A 19,949-nucleotide genomic window follows, 5' to 3' on the forward strand; every position below is an offset into this window, starting at 1 on the left:
GACCATGTTCAAGAAAATCCTGATCGCCAACCGCGGCGAGATCGCCTGCCGGGTCATCAAGACTGCGCGCCGTATGGGGATTGCGACGGTCGCCGTCTATTCCGAGGCCGACCGCGATGCGCTGCATGTCGAGATGGCGGACGAAGCCGTGCTGATCGGCCCGCCCGCCGCGGCCGAGAGCTATCTTCTGATCGACAAGATCGTCGAGGCCTGCCGCAAGACCGGCGCGCAGGCGGTGCATCCCGGCTACGGCTTCCTGTCCGAGCGCGAGGCGTTTCCGCGCGCGCTGGAAGCCGCCGGCATCGTCTTCATCGGCCCGAACCCCGGCGCCATCGCCGCGATGGGCGACAAGATCGAATCCAAGAAGGCGGCTGCGAAGGCCAAGGTCTCGACCGTGCCGGGTCATCTCGGCGTCATCGAGGACGACAAGCACGCCGTCCAGATCGCCGACGAGATCGGCTACCCCGTGATGATCAAGGCCTCCGCCGGCGGCGGCGGCAAGGGCATGCGCATCGCGCATTCGAAGGCCGAGGTCGCCGAAGGTTTCAACCTCGCCAAGGCCGAGGCGAAGTCGTCGTTCGGCGACGACCGCGTCTTCATCGAGAAGTTCATCGTCGATCCCCGCCACATCGAGATCCAGGTGCTCGGCGACAAGCATGGCAATGTGATCTATCTCGGCGAGCGCGAGTGCTCGATCCAGCGCCGCAACCAGAAGGTCATCGAGGAGGCGCCGTCGCCGCTGCTCGACGAGATCACCCGCCGGAAGATGGGCGAGCAGGCGGTCGCGCTGGCGAAGGCGGTGAACTACGATTCGGCCGGCACCGTGGAATTCGTCGCCGGCCAGGACAAGAGCTTCTACTTCCTGGAGATGAACACCCGCCTGCAGGTCGAGCATCCCGTCACCGAATTGATCACCGGCATCGACCTGGTCGAGCAGATGATCCGCGTCGCCGCCGGCGAGAAGCTCGCGATCGCGCAGAAGGACGTGACGCTGACCGGCTGGGCGGTGGAATCCCGCGTCTATGCCGAGGATCCGTTCCGCAACTTCCTGCCGTCGATCGGACGGCTGGTGAAATATCGTCCGCCGGCCGAAGCCAGCCATGACGGCATCACGATCCGCAACGACACCGGCGTGCAGGAGGGCGGCGAGATCTCGATCCATTACGATCCGATGATCGCCAAGCTCGTCACCCACGCCCCGTCGCGCGCCGCGGCGATCGAGGCGCAGGCGACCGCGCTCGACGGCTTCTATGTCGACGGCATCAGGCACAACATTCCGTTCCTGTCGGCGTTGATGAACCATCCGCGCTGGCGCGAAGGGCGGCTCTCGACCGGCTTCATCGCGGAAGAGTTCCCCACGGGATTTTCGGCGCGCGCCCCCGAAGGCGAGATTGCGCGGCGGCTGGCCGCGGTCGGCGCTGCCATCGATCACGTGCTCGGCGAGCGCAAGCGGCAGATTTCCGGCCAGATGGGCGGCCGCGTGGTGCAACGCGAGCGCCGCCGCGCGGTGTGGCTCGACCACGCCGAGATCGCACTCGACGTCGCGCGCGAGGCTGACGCGATTGCAGTGCGCTTCATCGGCGCCGACGGGCTGCCCGGCAATCCGCACAATCTGGTGTCGAACTGGGTGCCGGGCGAGCCGGTCTGGCAGGGCACCGTCGACGGCAATTTTGTCGCCGTGCAGGTGCGGGCGATCAACAACGGCTTCCGCCTCGCGCATCAGGGCTTTGAGGTCCCGGTCTATGTCTTCACCGAGACCGAGGCGACCTCGGCGCGGCTGATGCCGGTGGTCTCGGCCGCCGACACCGGCAAGAAGTTGTTGTGTCCGATGCCCGGACTCGTGGTGTCGATCGCGGTGACCGAAGGGCAGGAGGTCAAGGCCGGCGAGACCCTGGCGGTTGTGGAAGCCATGAAGATGCAGAACGTGCTGCGCGCGGAGCGCGACGGCACGGTCAAGAAGATCCACGCCGCCGCCGGCGCCACGCTCGCGGTCGATGCGCTGATCCTGGAGTTCGCCTGACAATAGGGATCGCGATCTTCGCATTCTACCCTAAGGATATGTCGGCTAACCCAAGGCGGAAAAAGGGCGACCGCCCCCATATGCAACGGGCTGCGGGCGATCAAGGTTGACCGATTTTGCGCCCGCATCTGGCTTTCAGTTCCCACCACATCAAGGCGTGCGTAGTTCCACGACACGACGAAGTGAGCATTCTAAAAGCCTTGTTCATGCGACATGCGACTGCTCAAGAATCGAGCTTGTTCGCAGATGCGCGAATGCGCCGGCAGGGTCCAATAAAGGACAATTCGGTCATCGGATAACTCGCGAACTGCCCAAGCGCTCACCAGCGGCGGGTTGACATGGATGATCAAAAGAGAGCGCCAGGAAAATCGCAGCCGGCGCAAGCGATGATACGCGCCCGAAGGCTCTGTCGGGAAGATGACGCAATGAATCGTCTCTCGTCGTCGCATGCGCTGAAAATTCAACAAGCCGGCCCCGATAGCCTGCAGCATAATATGCTGATGGGCGATGCGCGCGGTGAAAACTTCGAACATTAATGCCGACCGCGCGGCGCAAAGATCATCGGACAAGCGTGGCCGGAGGTCACGGATTGATGGTGCGCTCGGAATCGAAAGCAAGAGATGAAGCTCAAGCACATCTATCTTACCGCCCAGGAACCTGAAGCGTTAGCCGGCTTCTATGAAGCGCTTGGACTGACGATCCGCTTCGCCGACGGCGCCAAATGGATTCAATTCGCCGGAGAGAAGGCCGCCTTCTGCATCGCAGGCCCCGGAGAGTCGGCCTCCGAAGGGGCTCGGAACGCGGTCGTCGTATTTGAAGTGGATGATCTGGAGCTGACGCTCGATCGGGCCCGCGCCCTGGGAGCCGAGATTTTCGGCGAAATGCGGGACATGGGGGCGCATGGCCGTGTGGCTTGCTTGAAGGATCCGCAAAACAACACGATCCAGCTCTTTCAAGCGTCGAACAAGCAGGGCGGCTAGCCGACTCCGGACAACTCGGTTCGAGTATTTGCGGGAACCCATCACCATGAACTTCCGAGTGTCACCGATGCCAAACCAACCATCCCCGGTGTTCAGCAGCGCGGAATTCCGGAGCGCAATGCGCAACGTGCCCGGCGCGGTGTCTATCGTGACGACGGGCGTGCGACCGGGCAGGCACGGTTTGACGTTGACGGCCGGGTGCTCATTGTCAACCGAACCATCGAGCGTGCTCGTTTGCGTCAACAAGTCCGCCGGTGGCCACGACACAATAAAGCAGAGCGGATCATTCTGCTGGAACATTCTCACGGCGGATCACGCCGAGCTGGCAAAGAAGTTTGCCGGGCAGGACGGAAGCAAGGGCGACATACGCTTTGCTGACGGTTTGTGGCGTCAACTCACGACAGGTGCGCCGAGTCTCATCGAGGCAATTTGCAGCTTCGACTGTCGCGTGTCCGGTTCGTACGATGCCGGCAGCCATACGATCTTCGTCGGCGAAGTCGTTGCCCAAACAACCAACCTCGATCGCGAGCCGCTTGTCTACGTAAACGGCGAATTCACCGTACCGAAGCGTTAGAAGGTCCCGCGCATGGGCTGCCGAATGAGTGTCGAACTCAGTGAGAATAGCGGCCGGACGCCGACCGAGAATGCGAAGCAAAGGCTCAGGTCATAGCGTCCGGCGGCCAAGAGGATATCTGCACAAACGCAGGAGGAATGCCAATGCGGGGGATCATGTTCGCTGACCAGATCAGGTGGGAATTCAACGCTGGGGTGGTCTCGATCCTATCCGAGCGCGGCCAGCTGCGGGTGGCAGCCTTACTGAGTGTTGCGGTGTCCAATACCCGGCATTCGCTCGCGCCGGTCAGTGCTTGCTGATGCTCTCGCTCTGGCTAAATGTTCTTGCGAGCGGCATTCTGCTCGGTCTCGTTTACGGCCTCGTTGCATTAGGCCTGACCATCATATTCGGCGTCATGCGCGTCGTAAATTTTGCGCACGGCGAGATGGTCGTGTTCGGTGTCTACATCGGCTATTGGACTGTTCGGCTGTGGAACGTCCCAATCATCGTGGCGGCAGCAATCGCCGCGGTCGTGATGTTCGTCTTCGGATATCTGTTAGAAGCGCTGATCGTGAAGCGGTTCGTGAACCGGCCGCATCACTATCAGTTCATTGTTTTCATCGGCCTGTCGTTGCTCTTTAGCGGAGCCCTGTTGGTCGCGTTCGGGCCGGATCCGCGTCCCACTGCTTCGCAGCTGTCGTTTCAGACCGTATCTCTCGGCCTTATGACGCTCGACTTGGCGAGATTGCAGGCGGCAGCGACCGCCGGGCTGCTTATAGCTCTGCTTGGAGCGTATCTGAAGTTCTCCTCGTTCGGCCGCTCGCTGCGGGCGGCGGCGGACAATCGTTTGGGCGGCCTCATCGTTGGACTGAACATTCCACGAGTCTATGCCGTTACCTTTGGCATCGGGGCAGCTTGCGCAGGGGTCGCCGGCGCCCTGATATCTCCCCTGTTCGACGCTCAACCATATCTCGCCGTCGATTTCACTCTCCTTGCTTTCGTGACGGTCATCGTGGGCGGGCTCGGCAGCTTTGGCGGAGCACTCCTCGGAGGTCTGGTGATCGGCGTCGCCGAGGCAATCGCGGCGTTGATGTTCACGCCTTCGATGAAGACGGCGCTTCCTTACGCGCTCCTGATCATCATCCTGGTTTTCCGTCCGAGGGGGTTTTTTGGTGCAAAAGAAATTTGACCGTGGGCTGGAAAGGACTCGGTGGCTTGCCGGAATAACGGTCTTCGCTGTCCTGGGATTGGTCGGGATGCTGGCAAACCCGTACGTCATCTCGCTGATGACGATCGTATTGTTGTTCACCTTCCTCGGACAGTCCTGGAACCTGATGCTTGGGATCGGCGGGCAGCTATCGATCGGTCACGCCCTCTTTGTCGGGCTGGGAGCCTATTCCGTCGGTGTCCTCTACGTAAAGTACGGCATTTCGCCTTGGGTCGGGCTCTTGACCGGAATGATCCTCGCCGGATCCGTTGGCGCGTCGATCGCCTGGTTGAGCTTTCGGTTCGAGGTTCGCGGTATCTATTTCGCGCTGCTCACGATTGCCGCCGCCGAGTTCGCCAGGATTATGTTCAGTGGCTGGGAGTTCGTGGGCGCAATGCAGGGATTGTTCTTTCCTGCGCCAACAGGCGGGATTGAGATCTCCATGCTTCGCGGCGATGCCCGCTTCTACTACTTCGTCGCGCTTGCACTGGCGGCGTTGGGAATAATCGGAACCGAATATATTTCACGATCCTACCTCGGATACGTATGGCGGGCGATGCGCGACGACGAATCGGCCGCACGCGCACTTGGCGTCCGGACCTTCCAGCACAAGATTCTCGTGATCTCGATATCGGCCGCAACGGCTGCCGCGGGCGGTGGAGTTCTGGCGCTCGTTCAAGGGTCGATATTCCCGGACTCGATCATGGGGATGGGGCTATCGGTAGACGTCCTGATAGGGCCCGTGGTCGGGGGGCTGGGGACCACGTTCGGTCCGCTGGTCGGGTCGCTCGCCGCGATTCCGCTCAATCACTTGATGAGCGCGCTCGGCGACAGTCTTCGGATCCCGGGACTGAACAATATTACCTACGGTGTTGTCCTGATCTCGGTCGTCTGGTTCCTGCCAGACGGCATCTGGCCGGCGATTGTGCGCCTTTGCAAAGCTATCCAGGCGCCACCCACGGCATGGCTGTGGCAGTCCCGAAAGGTCGAAGAATGACAACTCTGCTCGAGGTCGAGAACCTGTCCCGATCGTTCGGAGGCTTGGTCGCGGTGAAGGATGTAAGCTTCTCACTTCGAGCCGGGCGGATCACAGCGCTGATTGGACCGAATGGAGCGGGAAAGACGACATGCTTCAACCTGGTCGCTGGTGCCCTGAAGCCGACCAGCGGCCGGGTGCTGTTCGAAGGCCGCCAAATCGACAATTCGCCACCCGAGACGGTTTGCAGGATGGGCATCGCGCGAACATTTCAGATCGTGCGGCCGATGCGTGAGATGTCGGTGCTTGAGAATGCCATGATCGGAGCCTTCAGCTGGACCAGAAACGTAAGCGAGGCCAGATCGAAGGCGTACGAGTCTCTTGAAAGCGTTGGTCTGGCCGCCAAGGCCCACGCGAGGACGGATCAATTAACGCTACCGGACCGGAAAATGCTGGAAACGGCCAAGGCGCTGTCGACCCGGCCCAAATTGCTGTTGCTGGACGAGGTTATGGCGGGTCTGAGACCGACTGAAGCTGCGGGTATTGTAGGCGTACTGCAGAAGCTTGCCGAAGGTGGATTGACGATCCTCCTTGTCGAGCACGTGATGCGCATCGTGATGGAAGTGGCCTCGCGTGTGGTGGTTCTGCATCACGGCGCCAAGATCGCAGAGGGACCTCCCGGAGAGGTGGTTGCAGATCCGAAAGTCCTCGAGAGCTACCTGGGGGCAGGCTTCCATGCTTAGTGGTGCGCTTCTGACGATCGACGGACTTTGTGTCGCGTACGATGGATCCTGCGCATTGAACGGCGTCTCCCTGCAGATCCACAAAGGCGAATTGATCTGCGTCGTTGGCGCGAACGGCGCAGGGAAGACCTCACTCATCAGATCTATCTCGGGCATCGTTCGGTCGTCGAGCGGTGTCATCAAGATGAACGGTGTTGATATCACCGGGATGCCGCCGTGGGAGATCTGCGAGCGCGGCATTGCCCAGGTCGCGGAAGGTCGGCAGATCTTCGGAAGTCTTTCTGTGGAAGAAAACCTGCTGCTCGGAGGGGCGCTGAAGCGCGCGAAGGCCGGGCGGTCCGAAACGCTCGATTTCGTTTATCAGTTGTTTGAGAAGCTTCGGGAGCGCCGGGGGCAGTTGGCCGGCACGCTATCGGGCGGCGAGCAGCAGATGCTGGCTATCGGCCGTGCAATCATGTCGAAGCCCGAGGTCGTCATGTTCGACGAGCCTTCCATCGGGCTCTCGCCCGCCCTGACGGACGTCATGTTTCGTGTGGTGAAGTCCCTGCACGAGCAGGGCGCCACGGTACTGCTGGTAGAGCAGAATGTGGCGAAATCGCTTGCGTTGGCCAATCGCGGCTACGTTCTGGAGAACGGCTCAATCGTGCTCCACGGATCCAGCGACGCGTTGCTGGACAATCCCGAGATTCAGCGCGCTTATCTTGGATTGTAACGGTCCTGAATGGCGGGACTAGCCCGCCATCCGAAAAGGCGGCCGAGCGATCGCGGCAGAAGATGCCGCGAAATAGCCCGGGCACGACCATTTGTGTCGAGCAGCGGCGTCGGGGAAAGGGTGTACCGCAATCAATTCCACAAGGCTTCGCTTAAGCTATTTGTATGGAAGCCGATGACGCCCTTCTAATCGAACGCGACCGCGATGTGGTCACCATGACAATGAACAGGCCGCCGGCGAACGCATTGAATAACGCCCTTGTTGGCCGGCTGCTGGAGGCGTTTCGCGCATTGTCTCGCGAGACGTCGCCGCCGGGCATTGTCCTGACCGGCCAGGGCGAGCGCTTCTTCAGCGCGGGCGGAGACATAAAGGAGGTCGCCGGCATCGAAATATCAAAGCCTCGGATGAGGAGCTTCCACGCGCTTCTTTGCGAGATGGAGAGATACCCCGGGCCCTTCGTGTGTGCCGTGCGTGGATACGCCGTCGGCGGGGCCTTGGAGTTTCTTCTTCACGCCGACTACGTCGTGGCGAACCTTGAATGCAAGATCGGATTTCCGGAGATCAACCACGGCCTCTTGCCTGCAGCCAAGGGAATCCGGAAGGCAGTCGAGAGGCTTGGGCTTCGTGAGGCGCAGGCATTGCTCTACTGGGGCGACTTGACCGACGCCCAAAGGGCACGCCAAATCGGGGCGATCAACGAGATCGCAAGCACCGCGGAAGTGATGGTGAGGGCCGGGGAGGTATGCAGGTATCTTCGTGGAAAGGAGCGCAAGCTGTTTGCGGCGATCAAGCGTTCGCTGAACCTGACGGGCCAAATGGACGATGCTGCGCTCGAGGCGGTGACGATCGAGGATCTTGCGGCCTATCTGGTAGACGATAGTTCGGCACAGGCGCGTTCGCGCTTCCTGTCGAAACAGCCAAGGAAAGCGTGAATGACCGCACCGGCATTGCCTGACGAGCTCCGTCTTGAACTGATGAGCTTCGAACAGGTATCGGTCGCCCTTGCTGCGGGGGTATCGACCGTCCTGATACCCTGCGGAGCTGTGGAGCAACATGGACCGCACCTTCCGCTCTGCATGGATGCGGATCATGCAGACGCCATCGCGGCGAGGCTGGCGCGGCATCTGGGACGCACCCTGATCGCGCCCACCATCAAGGTCGGCTGTTCAGCCCACCATCTGGTCTTTCCGGGGACGATCTCCATTCGCCCGGAGACGTTCGAATCGATCTGCCTGGATTATTGCACAAGCCTTGCGAGGCACGGCTTCAGGCGCATTCTGCTGTTCTCAGGCCACATCGGGAATTTTCCCGCGCTCCAGGACATGCTTCCCCGGCTGAGGAGCGCCGTTCCGGCAGACGTCGAGATCGACGCGTACTGCGATGCAGTCGCCTGGATCGAGAGATGGCGAAGCGCCGTCGAGCAAGCGGGTGGTGACCCGAATGCGGTTGGAGGACATGCCGATATCGCGGAGACCTCGCTCATGATGTTGCTCCGGCCCGATAGCGTTCGGCTCGATCGGTTCGAGGTCGGCCATCTCGGTGCGCTATCCGAGGAGCAGCTTCAGGCAATGTGGAAAAACGGCATCAAGTCCGTCACCGCCAACGGCATCATCGGCAACCCGTTCGGCTCGACAGCCCGGATCGGCGAGCGATGTCTCGCGGCGATAGCAGATCTTCTGGCTGTCTCGTTTGGAAGCCGAAGCAACGTTGTCTGAATCTCTCGTGCTCCTCCGCAGACGAACGCCGAGAATGGTTGTCGAGCCACGCTCAGCGGCGTTGGCTGCGAAAGGGGCAGGCATTGACTGCTCACAGCACAAAATTTGGAAAGTCATGTAACTGCGGGGCGCATTCGAACAAAAATGTTGCCGCGCCCATGAAATGCTTCGCCATCTGACACTCCATGAGGATCCAGAAGATGGCACTTACGTTCGGGTTTTGGTCGGAGCAAGAAACCCAGGTCGGGCAGAGCTATGCCCGCCGACTCCATGAACTCGTGGACGAGGTGCGTCTGGCGGAAAAAGTCGGATTCGACTGCGTCGCGCTTTCCGAGCAACACGTTGCACTCGGCGGCATCTCGAGCTCCGCGCCGGAGGTCGTCTACGGGTACCTTGCAGCCGTTACGTCGCGCGTGAAGCTGAGGTCAGCGGTGACGCTGATGCCCCAGAAGATCAATCATGCCTTGCGATCGGCGGAGCGATTGGCAGTCACCGACATCCTGTCGCATGGCCGCATGGAATTCTACGCCGGCCGAGCCAATACGACTATCGCCATGCGCGCCTTCAACGTTGATCCGAGTGAAACTCTCGCTCAGATGGAGGAAGGTATCGCGCTCCTGAAGAAATCGATGCGCGAAGATATCTTCACCTTCGAGGGCAAGTACTATCAGATCCCGCCGCGGATGCTGGTACCGAAGCCGATACAGAAGCCGCATCCGGTGATCGGCATCGCTGCGACCAGCGAGCGGAGCCACAGCTGGGCCGGATCCGAAGGCCTCGCCGTCATGAGCAACTGCATCTACCAGGGATGGGAGGTCCAGGAAAAACTTCTAAACACTTACCTTCGCGGCTGGAAGCGTGACGAGCAAGGTCCGCTCGATCGGCCGCGCATCGGCATTCCACTTTTCTTCGGCATCGGGTCAACCGATCAGAAAGCGAAGGACGATTACGCCGAGCCCCTCATGCACTATGCGAGGATTTCAACGGACGCCTATCCCCGTCTCGCGAAGCTTGCCGACGACTATGCGTATATGAGCGAGAGCGTGCCAGCCATGGAGCGAGCGGGAAAGGACTGGGACTACTTGCTCAACCACTCCGCGACAACGGTCTGCGGAAGCCCGGACACTGTCATTCGTCAGATCGAGAAGTTCCAGGCGATGGGCGTCGACGAGGTGCTTCTCCATCTCGACTCCGTCAATCACGAGAAAATCATGGAAGCGATCGACATGTGTGGCCGCTATGTGATCCCGCACTTCAACGACAGAAACAATGTCGTCCGGCCTACGGAAGACATTCTCGGACAGATCCGCGCCATGCGACCACACAAGTAAGCCAACCGGAACCAACGGAAGATAGCCATGTCGAAGCAGAACTACAAATATCTGATCGTCGAGAAGCGGCCGAGCGGTGTCGCCATTGTCACGATGAACCGGCCGGAGATTCTCAATGCGATCAATTGGGATATGCACAGCGAGCTCGAGCGGGTCTTCGTCGAGCTGGACGAGGACAAGGCGGTCCGCGCGATCGTTCTGACGGGGGCGGGACGGGGGTTCTGTTCGGGCGGCGATCAGAAAACGCTCGACAAGAGTCCGATCCCGTCGCCGACCCGGGGCGGACGCCATCTGATCCGGAACATGCTGGAAGTCGAGGCGCCCATCATCGCCGCGGTCAACGGCGTCGCGGTCGGTCTCGGGGCGACTCTCGCCTTGTTCTGCGATGTCATCTTCGCGAGTCCGGCCGCGAGGTTTGCCGACACGCACGTTACTGCCGGCGTGGTTGCGGGCGATGGCGGAGCTGTGATGTGGCCCCTGTTGATGGGGCCCGTCCGTGCGAAGCACTATCTGATGACCGGCGACTTCATCTCCGCCGAAAAAGCGGCGTCCATCGGCATGATTAACGAAGTCATTTCGAACAGGGACGTCAAGGATGCTGCAATCGAGTACGCAGAGATGCTCGCGAGCGGTCCAAGAGAATCAATCATCTGGACCAAGTATTGCGTGAACAAGATTATCAAGCAGTACGCGCATCTGCTCCTAGACACCTCGACCGCCCTCGAGACGATCACCTTTGCCGCGCCCGAACGGCGCGATGCCGTTGCCGCCTTCGCTGAAAAGCGCAAGCGCTTCGCGGAGCGTTGAGGTGAGCGCCGAGGGTTTTGCGTCGGGCGCCCAACTCGCCGACGTGACCATTCCGCAGCTCCTGAGCCAGCGGAGGGTAGAGCTTTCTGACGAGATCGCGTTCAAGCAAAAACGTCGCGGTGAGTGGATCGCCACGACCTGGAAGCAGTATTCGGACCTGGTGGCTAAGTTGGCGGCCACTCTGCAAAAGGCTGGATTCGAACGCGGCGATCGCGCGGCGATCATGGGGGATGTGTCCCAGGAATGGCTTCTTGCCGACATGGCGATCATTTGTGCCGGCGGCATCATGGTCGGCGTCTACTTCACCTCATCGGCGGAGGAGGTCGGCTATTATCTCGGCGACTCCGGAACGTCGTTCATGTTCGTCGGGAGTGAACTTCAGCTCGGTACCGTCCTTGCATCGGGCCTTGCTGACCAGCTGAAAAGAATCATCGTGCTCGATCCCGCTTGGAAGAAGGCAGGCGGGCCGGCGAACGTCGTCTCTCTTCATGATTTCTGGAGCGAAACATCGGTTGACGCCGACATCTTGCTGCAGGAGCAGGTCGCGAAAGCAAAGGCGAGCGACCTGACCAGCATCGGGTACACGTCCGGAACGACGGGATTTCCGAAGGGAGCGATGCTGACCCATCTGTCGCTGCTCGCCGGCGCGCACAGCGTAACCCTGTTCACGCCGAAGTTGCGCTCCGATGTCCACCGTGTCGTCGTGCACCTGCCGATGTCACACACGGTGGCACGCGCACAGGCAACGACACTGCCTCTGCTCATCCGCCTGGTGCCGTATTTCGGCGAGAACAGCGCAGAGTTCGCTCAGACGGTCAAGGAAGTGAAGCCGACCTACTTCATGGCTCCGCCGCGGTTCTTCCAGCGGTATGCTACCCAGATTCTCAGCAAGGTTCACTCCGGGTCCGAGAAGCAGAAGCAGGACTATCAGCTCGCGATGACCATCGCCCGCAAGGCCCTTGATGATCGTCAGGCCGGAGGCGTGCCGGAACCGTTCATTTCCAGCCTCTTTGCCGTGTGCCAGCAACAGGTTTTCCGTCCGCTGCTTTGTGACGTCGGGTTCGAGGAACTCACGGTTACATACACCTCGTCTGCGGCGATGCCTCCCGAGCTGATGTCGCTGTGGCAGCTATGGGGATTGCAGCTGAAGGAATGTTACGGACAGACAGAGCTGGTTGGCGCCAACCTAGTGCAGATGGCGGAATGGCCGGAAGCCGGCACCGTGGGCGTACCTCTGCGGGATCCGGCTTGGGAGACCGCTGTTCTCGAAGACGGGGAAATGATTGTCAGGGGGCCCGGACTCTTTGTCGGTTACTGGAATAAGCCGGAAGAGACCAAATCCGCTCTGCGCGATGGCTGGCTCTACACCGGGGACATCGTGGATGTCGATTCGACCGGCCTCTTCAGGCTGGTCGATCGAAAAAAGGAGATCATCAACACTTCCAATGGAAAATCCATCAGCCCGACGCAGATCGAAAACGAGCTCAGGCGCAGCCCGTTTATCTCTGAGGCGGCTGTGCTTGGTGAAGGAAAGAAGTACCTCACCGCGCTGATCGAGGTGAACGCGACCGCGACGACGGATTGGGCCAGATCGCACGGTCTTCGGATCGATCGGTACTCGGAACTGGCGAACTCCGAAATCGTGGTGCGGATGATCGAAGCAGAGATCGGCAAGGCGAATGGCAGGCTCGCCAGGGCCGAGCAGATCAAAGCGTTCCAGATACTGCCGGAAGAGCTTTCTCCCGAGAACGGCACGATGACGCCGACTCGGAAGAAGCGTCGGAAGCAGATCATGGAGAGGTATCGATCACTAATCGATACGCTTTATGACGAGAGCGAAGAAAACCTCGTCAAGGCAGAAATCAGACCCTGAGCCAAATCACGCGGGCGGCGGATCTCGTGAAGCGCCGGGGCGCGAGTACACGTCCCTGGCGCGATAGCGCCTGACTGTTCAGTGAGAGCTATTAGACCGCATCATCATTCTTGCAGCCAACCAAAGGGGGAACTACATGAGAAAGCACAGCGAAAGCGGTTTGACCCGCCGGTCCTTGATCGGTAGCGGAATTGGCGCCGCCGTCGGGTTCGCATCGTGGCGGTCAAGAGCGGCCACCCCGGCCAAGGTCCGCGTCGGCGCAATCAATCCGAGCAGTGGCGTCCTGGCGTTTCCGGGGCAGGCTTGCGTACGCGGCATCGATGTGGGTGCGAAGTTCGCAAAGGAGAAGTTCGGTATAGAGCTGCAAATCATCCATGCGGACACGCAAAGCCGGCCGGAAAACGGACGGATTGCCGCCGAGAACCTGATCAGGCAGGGGTGCACGGTACTTATCGGCGCGTGGGATTCCGGAGCAACCATCTCCGCGCTTCAGGCCGCAGAAGCCGCAAAAGTGCCTATGGTCGTTCACATCGCGAGCGCGACCCAGGTGACCTCCCAAGGATTCACCGAGGTGTTCAGGTATTACCCGACGTCCCTGACAATCGTCAGGAAGTCCCTCATGGAGCTGAAGTCCATCCTGTCCTCGATCAAGGACGCTCCGACAAGCGCCGTCGTCATGCACCTCAACAATACGATGGGACAGTCGACCGCGGCGAGCATCGATCAGGCCTGGAAGGAGGTCGAAGTGCCGCTCAGGATTGCCGAGTATATTCCATACGATGAAAGAGCCAAGGATCTCTCGGTCGAGGTTGCAAAAGCCAAAGCGTCAGGCGCGGACGCGTTGGTCTCCGTCACGCGTGTCAACGATGCCATCATGATCATTCGGGAATGCACCAAGCAGGGGTGGAATCCCAAAATGATCTTCTCACCCAACTCGAATGGCGCGCAGGACAAGGCGTACTATGACGCGTTGGGCAAGTACGGTGACGGCGCGATACTCTCGACCCTGTGGTACAATCCGAAGGCGCCCGACGCCGCGGCGATCTTGAAGCGATTTGCGTCCGATTATCCAAATGACTGGGTCGACGGGAATTCAGGGTGTGCCTTCGAATCTGTTCAGATTGTTGCGGACGCCGTAAGCCGCGCCGGTTCTTCCGAGTCCGCTGCGATCCACGCCGCGCTTAAAGGAACGGACATGATGCCTATCCTGATGTCCAGCGGCAAGATCAAGTTCGACGCCAATGGCCAGAATATGGGCAGCGACGTGACCATCCTTCAAGGGCAGAACGGGAAGCCTCGCGTGGTGGCGCCGCAGTCGGTCGCCGAAGCTGCGCTCCAATACCCTCTCGTCCCATTCAACTCGCGATAGCAGACGCCGCGAGCTGCGGCCCCAGCGGGCGATGTTGGGGCCAGGGCTCCCGGGCGAAGGTCTTCAAGCCAAGGGCTCACGGCCTACGAAACTGGATCGCTCGGCAAGAAAGCGGCGCGGGCTCTTGCCCATTGCCTTTTTGAACATGGTTATGAAGGCGCTGGGGGTCTCATAGCCCAGATCGAGCGAGACGGCCTGAACGGAAGATCCCGCAGACAGCCTCTGCAGCGCGACGAGGATGTGAAGGCGCTGTCGCCAGCGTCCGAACGTCATCCCGGTTTCCTTCAGCACCAGGCGGGCGAAGGTCCGGACACTCATCGCATATCTGGTCGCTAGTTCGTCGATCGTGCTGCGATCGCCGGGGTCATTGAGCAGCGATGCCGCGAGATGCTGAAGTCGGCTGTCGGTGGAGATGGGCAAGTACATCTGTTCGGTGGACATCTGCACTAATTCGTCGAGCAGCACGCGTCCGAGCCGGCTGGTCGGCCCGTCGACCGGATACAGGGGAGGAAAGACGGAGAGCCGATGGATCAGTTCACGGACGAGCGATGATATCGTGAATGTGCAGCATGTGCTCGGAAGCGTACTCGCCTGCGGATCGATGAAGACGACGTAGACCTTGCCATTGTCCGAGACGCAATTGCTGTGCATGACGCCGGCCGGTATCCACACGGCACCCTGTGGCGGAACGATCCATAGTCCGCCGGGGGCACGACACATCACCGATCCATGTGAAGCGACAACGAGTTGCCCTTTCTTGTGTGAGTGGAGCGGAAGCTCGTCGTTGTCTTCACCGGTTTCGATGCAGAATGAGGTGATCGGCCGATCGAACTGATCCGGATCAATCGGATCGTAGTTGATCCGAAGCTCGGGCAAATTCATTCTGGCAAAACCAGGATCCATTTCGGACGTGGATAACATGCTCATCGAATTCGCTCGTTATTGGCTACGGCTCCCGCAATTCAGGAGGCGGAGATAAGAGGCGCGCCTGGAGTCCGGGTGACGATAGCGCTCCGGGACATGCTCGTCACCGAAAAGTAACGCGAGGATGCAAGAATCCGATCCTGCGGGTTAGCCTCGTCCCTTCCCGGAACGAGAATCTTGGTGACTGTCACGGCTGCTCATCGCCGGGCTCCGCGATGGGGAAAGCAGCCGGAAGGCTCAACGAGGAAGCTGCTGCGACAAGACGCGTCTTGGGGCGTGACCGGGCACTGCCCCGACGGTAGAAAATGCCGCGTTCCCGCGTCAATCGGCTCCACCGATCGCGCTTTCACGGCTGTCCGCAAGGGTTTTCGTCAGCAAATGCCGCGACCCCCAATGCTACCAAGGAGCATTGCGCAGAAAGTCGGCACGTACGTGTTGCCGATTGGAAGGCGAAAGCCATGCCGCGCAGGCTGTGAGGTCGAGAGACGGAAGGCCGCGCCGTGCGATCGTTCGGGGGCAATTGAATATGGCGGAGGATAATCGAACTGTCTTCTGCATATCCTTGAGCGCTCAGGAACTGGAGTTCGCGGCAGCGTGCCGAGACTTTGTTCTGCAGAAGAAACCAGAGCTCAGATCGTCCATCGTTGTAGCGAACAATATGCTTTCGATCGCCAACCAGCCACATGTCCGGCAGGCATTCATGGAATTGGGCCTGGCTAGATTGGTCCGCGTTCTGCGGCTCTCGATCGTGGGTAAAGCGATTGCGATCAGGAGAGCACCCAGATTGCTGTTTGATCTCGCGCGCTTCAGGACAAAAATCGTCCGCGCCCTGCGCAGGCGCGCGGGATAGCCGCTCAGGGAACGGCGTCGATCGATCGTGCGATGAAGCCGGCATTCGAAAGATGGCCGGTGATGGGCTCAATCGATTGTTGTGATCGGGTCGTCGTCGGCTATCGACCGACTGGCCTCCGGTTCATGCAGCATGGCGCGGACCGATGTGGCTCATCCCGGCCTTGTCACGCGAAAATGCCGGAAATTAGTGCAAGTCCATCTTCTTCAGCACAAAATGCCGGGCGGTATACCGGATAGTTCTGTCGCTGAGATCGTTCGTTGAGCTGTCTTCGATCGAGATCCGCGTTCGGCGTTTGCGAAGGATCCACATCCTTCGCTTCCTCCCTGGACTTGGCCCGGCTCGTGCCGGGCCATTTTTTTGCTTGGCGGGACCTGAAGCGTTTACGGGATCAGCTTGTCGGCCGGCTCAGCGCTGTGGGGCTCAGCGGCGTATGATTTTCTTGAGGATCTCGGTCAGGGTCCGAAATTCTTCCCTCGTCAAGGGGGCGAATGTCTCGCCGGAAATCTCGCCAATGGTCTCGATCGCAGCGTCCGCCGTCCGCCTCCCTTTGTCCGTTAGTTCGATCTGCCGTCGTCGTGGATCCAAAGGATCCTTGGAGCTCTTGATCAGCCCGCGCGACTTGAGGCGATTGATGACGCCGGTGATCGTTGCTGAATCATAGTGGATCAGTCGTCCCAGGTGATTTTGAGAACATGATCCGACTTCCCTCAGTTTCGCCAGCGTCGAGAATTGGGGTGGGGTCAGTTCTTCGATCATTTTCGCGACAAAGATCGATGTGTGGGTCCGGAGCGCGACGCGCAACAGGAATCCTGGTGCATCGTCCAACCTGTAAGGCTGTGCGGCCTCTTTCGGCTTCTCCGTCGGAGCCGTCTTGGTTTTCGGTTGCACGATTTTCGTCCTCTTGCGGCATTTGGCCGTGGCTCGGCTTGAACAAAGCTGGATGGCTCGGCCTCGGAAGTTCCGAGTTGGTCATTTGTCTACATTCGTTGCCGCCAAGAATCCATGCCGTCTGACCGCGAGCGTGATCCGTCCGGTGCGACAGAAGAGATCACTCGCATACAAGTGTAGCACTTGCATACGAGTGATAAATGGGATAAGCGTTGAGAATTGCCGCCTGGGAGGAGCCGCGCAGGCTTTCTGACCTTCGGCGGCGACCTCGCACCCCGGATCCGAGCATGTCGGTGAATGACAGCATGAGTGCCGTACGACCCGACCTCATCGAGAAGGTAACGGGGCGGGCTGAATACGTTACCGACCTCGTGATCCCGGGGATGTTGCACGGCTTTGTGGTTCGTTCGCCGGCTACTCACGCGCGCATCTCGTCGATTGACGCGAGCGTCGCCAGGTCCATGCCCGGCGTCGTCGACGTGCTCATCGGAGCGGATGTCGTCTCGTTCGGTTGCTGGGGTGTCGTGCTCAAGGACCGGCCGATCATGGCAATCGACCGAGTCCGGTATGTGGGCGAGCCGGTCGCCGTGGTGATCGCTGAGACCATCGAGATCGCCGAAGCTGCCGCGGAGCTCGTCGAGATCGCGTACGACGAACTCCCTCATGCGACGACCATCCGTGAAGCGATGATGGCGGATGCGCCGCTCATCCATGAGCGTCACGAAAACCTCGAAGACTTCTACTTCAAGGGCGGCGCCAGGCCGACACCGGGCAGCAACATCTTCCACACTTACAGGAACAAGGTTGGAGATGTTGACGCTGCGGAGGCGGTCGCGGCGTACATTCACGAAGACCACTTCACGTTTCCGGCGATCTCGCATTTCGCGATGGAGCCGCACACGGTCATCGCCGACTTCCAGGGAGACTCCCTGACGGTCTGGGCAGGTGCGCAGACGCCGACCGCGGTTCAGAAGGTCCTGTCCAGGCTGTTTGGCCTGGCGTTGGCCAAAGTCCGCGTGATCGTCCCATTCGTTGGCGGGGGATTCGGCGGCAAGGCATCCGTCAAGATCGAACCATTGGTCGCCGCCGCATCCTGGAAGGTGCGGCGCCCAGTTCGTGTCGCTCAATCCATGGCGGAATCGATGCTCACCTGTCGAAGGCTCGGCGCTGACATCACGATTCGAACCGCGGTCGATGCCGACGGACGGATCCTCGCGAAGAGTGCCAGGCTTCTGCTCGACGGCGGAGCGTATTCAGATACGGGCTCAGCAGTCGCTACGAAATCGGCAAATCGCATCATGGGACCATACGTGGTGCCGAACATGCGGCTCGAAGCATGTGCGGTTTACACGAACACCGTCCCTGGCGCGGCATTCCGCTCAATCGGTGGCCCGCAGGCGGTTTGGGCCAAGGAATCGCACATGGACAATGTGGCTGCGGCAATCGGCATGGACCCGATCGAGTTCCGCATGCTGAATCTGGCCTCCCGTGGTGAGCGCATCCGCCCCGACCTGCGCGCGCTCGACATGGACATGAGCGAGTTGATCGGCCGGGTGACGCGGTCGTTCGCGCCAGAAGCGAAACCCTCCAACCGAAAGGCGCATGGATTGGCGCTTGCCGCAACCGATCCGGCGAATACGCCGATCAGCAACGCGATCGTGCGTCTCAAGATCGACGGGTCGATTCTCGTTTCGGTCTCCAGCATCGAGGTTGGTCAGGGTGCGCACGCGACGATGGCCCAAATCGCGGCGCAGACATTGAAGCAGAAGGTGTCTGCGGTCACCGTCCTGCGCCCGGATACAGCGGTCGCCCCTTACGACTGGGGTACCGGTGCGAGCCGCTCGACCGTCGTCGTCGGCCTCTCTGTCGAGAGCGCCGCTCTCGACGCAGCCGATCAGATCCTCGATATGGTTGCCGAGGTCTGGGAGCTTCCCCGCGCCGGCCTGTCACTCGTCGAGGGAGGCGTCTCGACCGGTCCAGACGTTCTCACTTTCCATCAGATATTTCACCGCAGCCTGGGTGTCGATTCGGGAGAAGTCGTCGGCCGCGGCGCCATCACGCCCCGTTCGAAGAAAGGCTCCCTGGCGGAGTCACCTCTGTTCTGGGAGACATCCGCGGGTCTCGCAGAGATCGTGGTCGATGAGGAAACCGGCGAGATCCGTGTGCCTCGGTACGCCAGCGCCGCCGACGTCGGTCGTGTGATCAATCGCGTCGCTGCGGAAGGTCAGGATGAGGGGGCTGCTGTCATGGGGCTCGGTCACGCGCTTCACGAGGCGCTCGAGTTCGAGGACGGGCAACCCGTCAACGCGACGCCGATCGATTATTCGATACCGCGGATCTCCGACGTGCCGCCCTCGTTCGACACGATACTTGTCGAAAACGGCGACGGCCCCGGGCCTGGCGGCGCCAAAGGAATGGGCGAGGGAGCAATCCTGCCGGTCGCACCGGCGATCGCCAACGCGCTGTTCGCCGCCTACGGCATCCGAATAACCGATCTGCCAATGACACCCGAAAAAGTGTGGCGCGCACTCCAGAAGAGGAACTGAACATGGAATTCAACATGTCAATGGCGGTGCCGGCGACTCCGGCGCAGCTTTGGAGCACGCTGCTCGACGTTCCACGCATATCGAGCTGCATTCCCGGGTGCGAAAGCGTCGAGGAGATCCAGCGGCTTGCAGCCTACAAAGCAACCGTCAAGCAGAAGATCGGTCCTTTCAAGCTCGAAGTGCCGGCTGACATCATCGTTGAATCGATCACCGAGCCGTCTCACGTGCGCACCCGCGCTACGGGCCGCGACAAGATCACAGGAACGCGGCTGGCGGTTGTCCTCGACGTGACCGTCACGCAGGCCGGTTCTGGATCCACATTTGCCGTGGACGCGAAAGTCGACGTGCAGGGCCGGCTTGCGACCATGGGGTTCGGCATCATCAAACGCCGGGTCGATCAGAACTTCGAAGAATTCGAGAAGCGGCTCAAAGAAATGCTGGGCGCGGCCTGA

18 protein-coding genes are annotated in these 19,949 nt (G+C 60.5%); 15 read left to right on the forward strand and 3 right to left on the reverse strand.

All coding sequences use genetic code 11. The features are described 5' to 3' along the window. Positions 1 to 4: 4 nt before the first annotated feature. Entirely contained in the window at positions 5 to 2,020 is a 2,016-nt protein-coding gene (locus E2I15_RS37810; protein WP_155262204.1) for an acetyl-CoA carboxylase biotin carboxylase subunit, read from the forward strand. Positions 2,021 to 2,211: 191 nt separating this feature from the next. Here the strand turns inward: E2I15_RS37810 and E2I15_RS37815 are convergent, their stop codons facing one another. After that, on the reverse strand, positions 2,212 to 2,553 hold the full coding sequence (locus tag E2I15_RS37815; RefSeq protein WP_137483562.1) for a hypothetical protein: 342 nt from the start codon (positions 2,551 to 2,553) through the stop codon (positions 2,212 to 2,214). Positions 2,554 to 2,640: 87 nt separating this feature from the next. On the opposite strand from E2I15_RS37815, the gene E2I15_RS37820 reads away from it, so the two are divergent. The 12 genes from E2I15_RS37820 (at position 2,641) to E2I15_RS37875 (ending at position 14,286) form a co-directional block, all read left to right on the forward strand. After that, complete coding sequence (locus E2I15_RS37820; RefSeq protein WP_137483561.1) at positions 2,641 to 3,000, forward strand: VOC family protein; 360 nt, start codon at positions 2,641 to 2,643, stop codon at positions 2,998 to 3,000. Positions 3,001 to 3,118: 118 nt separating this feature from the next. Continuing rightward, positions 3,119 to 3,574: a flavin reductase family protein gene (locus tag E2I15_RS37825; protein WP_229197888.1), complete on the forward strand. Its 456-nt coding sequence runs from the start codon at positions 3,119 to 3,121 to the stop codon at positions 3,572 to 3,574. A gap of 298 nt (positions 3,575 to 3,872) precedes the next feature. Continuing rightward, the gene (locus E2I15_RS37830; RefSeq protein WP_137483560.1) at positions 3,873 to 4,742 is read left to right on the forward strand and encodes a branched-chain amino acid ABC transporter permease; all 870 of its coding nucleotides are present in this window, start codon (positions 3,873 to 3,875) and stop codon (positions 4,740 to 4,742) included. 67 nt (positions 4,743 to 4,809) lie between these two features. After that, on the forward strand, positions 4,810 to 5,757 hold the full coding sequence (locus E2I15_RS37835) for a branched-chain amino acid ABC transporter permease (protein WP_137483559.1): 948 nt from the start codon (positions 4,810 to 4,812) through the stop codon (positions 5,755 to 5,757). Beyond that, on the forward strand, positions 5,754 to 6,479 hold the full coding sequence (locus tag E2I15_RS37840) for an ABC transporter ATP-binding protein (protein WP_018268995.1): 726 nt from the start codon (positions 5,754 to 5,756) through the stop codon (positions 6,477 to 6,479). The genes E2I15_RS37835 and E2I15_RS37840 overlap by 4 nt, the downstream gene beginning before the upstream one ends. A 55-nt stretch (positions 6,480 to 6,534) precedes the next feature. Further along, entirely contained in the window at positions 6,535 to 7,191 is a 657-nt protein-coding gene (locus E2I15_RS37845) for an ABC transporter ATP-binding protein (RefSeq protein ID WP_246668437.1), read from the forward strand. A 164-nt stretch (positions 7,192 to 7,355) separates the two neighbouring features. Next, positions 7,356 to 8,123 carry an enoyl-CoA hydratase/isomerase family protein gene (locus tag E2I15_RS37850; protein WP_137483557.1) on the forward strand — a complete coding sequence of 256 codons (768 nt, stop codon included), beginning with the start codon at positions 7,356 to 7,358 and terminating at the stop codon, positions 8,121 to 8,123. Further along, positions 8,124 to 8,906 (forward strand): creatininase family protein, encoded by a 783-nt coding sequence (locus E2I15_RS37855; protein ID WP_137483556.1) that lies wholly within the window; start codon positions 8,124 to 8,126, stop codon positions 8,904 to 8,906. A gap of 200 nt (positions 8,907 to 9,106) precedes the next feature. Next, positions 9,107 to 10,237, forward strand: coding sequence for an LLM class flavin-dependent oxidoreductase (locus E2I15_RS37860; RefSeq protein ID WP_137483555.1), 1,131 nt, complete (start codon positions 9,107 to 9,109; stop codon positions 10,235 to 10,237). 27 nt (positions 10,238 to 10,264) lie between these two features. Beyond that, positions 10,265 to 11,044, forward strand: coding sequence for an enoyl-CoA hydratase/isomerase family protein (locus E2I15_RS37865; protein WP_018268991.1), 780 nt, complete (start codon positions 10,265 to 10,267; stop codon positions 11,042 to 11,044). Between the two features lies 1 nt (position 11,045). Further along, complete coding sequence (locus tag E2I15_RS37870) at positions 11,046 to 12,917, forward strand: AMP-dependent synthetase/ligase (protein WP_137483554.1); 1,872 nt, start codon at positions 11,046 to 11,048, stop codon at positions 12,915 to 12,917. A gap of 136 nt (positions 12,918 to 13,053) precedes the next feature. Further along, positions 13,054 to 14,286: an ABC transporter substrate-binding protein gene (locus E2I15_RS37875; protein WP_137483553.1), complete on the forward strand. Its 1,233-nt coding sequence runs from the start codon at positions 13,054 to 13,056 to the stop codon at positions 14,284 to 14,286. 63 nt (positions 14,287 to 14,349) lie between these two features. On the opposite strand, the gene E2I15_RS37880 is transcribed toward E2I15_RS37875, so the two are convergent. Together E2I15_RS37880 and E2I15_RS37885 are read right to left on the reverse strand one after the other, a co-directional pair. Then, positions 14,350 to 15,213, reverse strand: coding sequence for an AraC family transcriptional regulator (locus tag E2I15_RS37880; RefSeq protein ID WP_246668436.1), 864 nt, complete (start codon positions 15,211 to 15,213; stop codon positions 14,350 to 14,352). 1,270 nt (positions 15,214 to 16,483) lie between these two features. Continuing rightward, positions 16,484 to 16,951, reverse strand: coding sequence for a MarR family winged helix-turn-helix transcriptional regulator (locus tag E2I15_RS37885; protein WP_050994044.1), 468 nt, complete (start codon positions 16,949 to 16,951; stop codon positions 16,484 to 16,486). Between the two features lie 287 nt (positions 16,952 to 17,238). Between E2I15_RS37885 and E2I15_RS37890 the strand changes: the two genes are divergently transcribed. After that, on the forward strand, positions 17,239 to 19,497 hold the full coding sequence (locus E2I15_RS37890) for a xanthine dehydrogenase family protein molybdopterin-binding subunit (RefSeq protein ID WP_137483551.1): 2,259 nt from the start codon (positions 17,239 to 17,241) through the stop codon (positions 19,495 to 19,497). A 2-nt stretch (positions 19,498 to 19,499) separates the two neighbouring features. Further along, positions 19,500 to 19,949: an SRPBCC family protein gene (locus tag E2I15_RS37895; protein ID WP_137483550.1), complete on the forward strand. Its 450-nt coding sequence runs from the start codon at positions 19,500 to 19,502 to the stop codon at positions 19,947 to 19,949.

Origin of the sequence: Bradyrhizobium sp. BR2003 (genome assembly GCF_009720285.1) — a bacterium.
In the GTDB taxonomy this organism is placed as follows: Bacteria; Pseudomonadota; Alphaproteobacteria; order Rhizobiales; family Xanthobacteraceae; genus Bradyrhizobium; species Bradyrhizobium elkanii.

Coding starts and splice junctions, on each gene's coding strand:
- E2I15_RS37810 (WP_155262204.1), top strand. CDS start 5: ATGTTCAAGAAAATCCTGATCGCCAACCGCGGCGAGATCGCCTGCCGG.
- E2I15_RS37815 (WP_137483562.1), bottom strand. CDS start 2,553: ATGTTCGAAGTTTTCACCGCGCGCATCGCCCATCAGCATATTATGCTG.
- E2I15_RS37820 (WP_137483561.1), top strand. CDS start 2,641: ATGAAGCTCAAGCACATCTATCTTACCGCCCAGGAACCTGAAGCGTTA.
- E2I15_RS37825 (WP_229197888.1), top strand. CDS start 3,119: ATGCGCAACGTGCCCGGCGCGGTGTCTATCGTGACGACGGGCGTGCGA.
- E2I15_RS37830 (WP_137483560.1), top strand. CDS start 3,873: ATGCTCTCGCTCTGGCTAAATGTTCTTGCGAGCGGCATTCTGCTCGGT.
- E2I15_RS37835 (WP_137483559.1), top strand. CDS start 4,810: ATGCTGGCAAACCCGTACGTCATCTCGCTGATGACGATCGTATTGTTG.
- E2I15_RS37840 (WP_018268995.1), top strand. CDS start 5,754: ATGACAACTCTGCTCGAGGTCGAGAACCTGTCCCGATCGTTCGGAGGC.
- E2I15_RS37850 (WP_137483557.1), top strand. CDS start 7,356: ATGGAAGCCGATGACGCCCTTCTAATCGAACGCGACCGCGATGTGGTC.
- E2I15_RS37855 (WP_137483556.1), top strand. CDS start 8,124: ATGACCGCACCGGCATTGCCTGACGAGCTCCGTCTTGAACTGATGAGC.
- E2I15_RS37860 (WP_137483555.1), top strand. CDS start 9,107: ATGGCACTTACGTTCGGGTTTTGGTCGGAGCAAGAAACCCAGGTCGGG.
- E2I15_RS37865 (WP_018268991.1), top strand. CDS start 10,265: ATGTCGAAGCAGAACTACAAATATCTGATCGTCGAGAAGCGGCCGAGC.
- E2I15_RS37875 (WP_137483553.1), top strand. CDS start 13,054: ATGAGAAAGCACAGCGAAAGCGGTTTGACCCGCCGGTCCTTGATCGGT.
- E2I15_RS37880 (WP_246668436.1), bottom strand. CDS start 15,213: ATGAGCATGTTATCCACGTCCGAAATGGATCCTGGTTTTGCCAGAATG.
- E2I15_RS37890 (WP_137483551.1), top strand. CDS start 17,239: ATGTCGGTGAATGACAGCATGAGTGCCGTACGACCCGACCTCATCGAG.
- E2I15_RS37895 (WP_137483550.1), top strand. CDS start 19,500: ATGGAATTCAACATGTCAATGGCGGTGCCGGCGACTCCGGCGCAGCTT.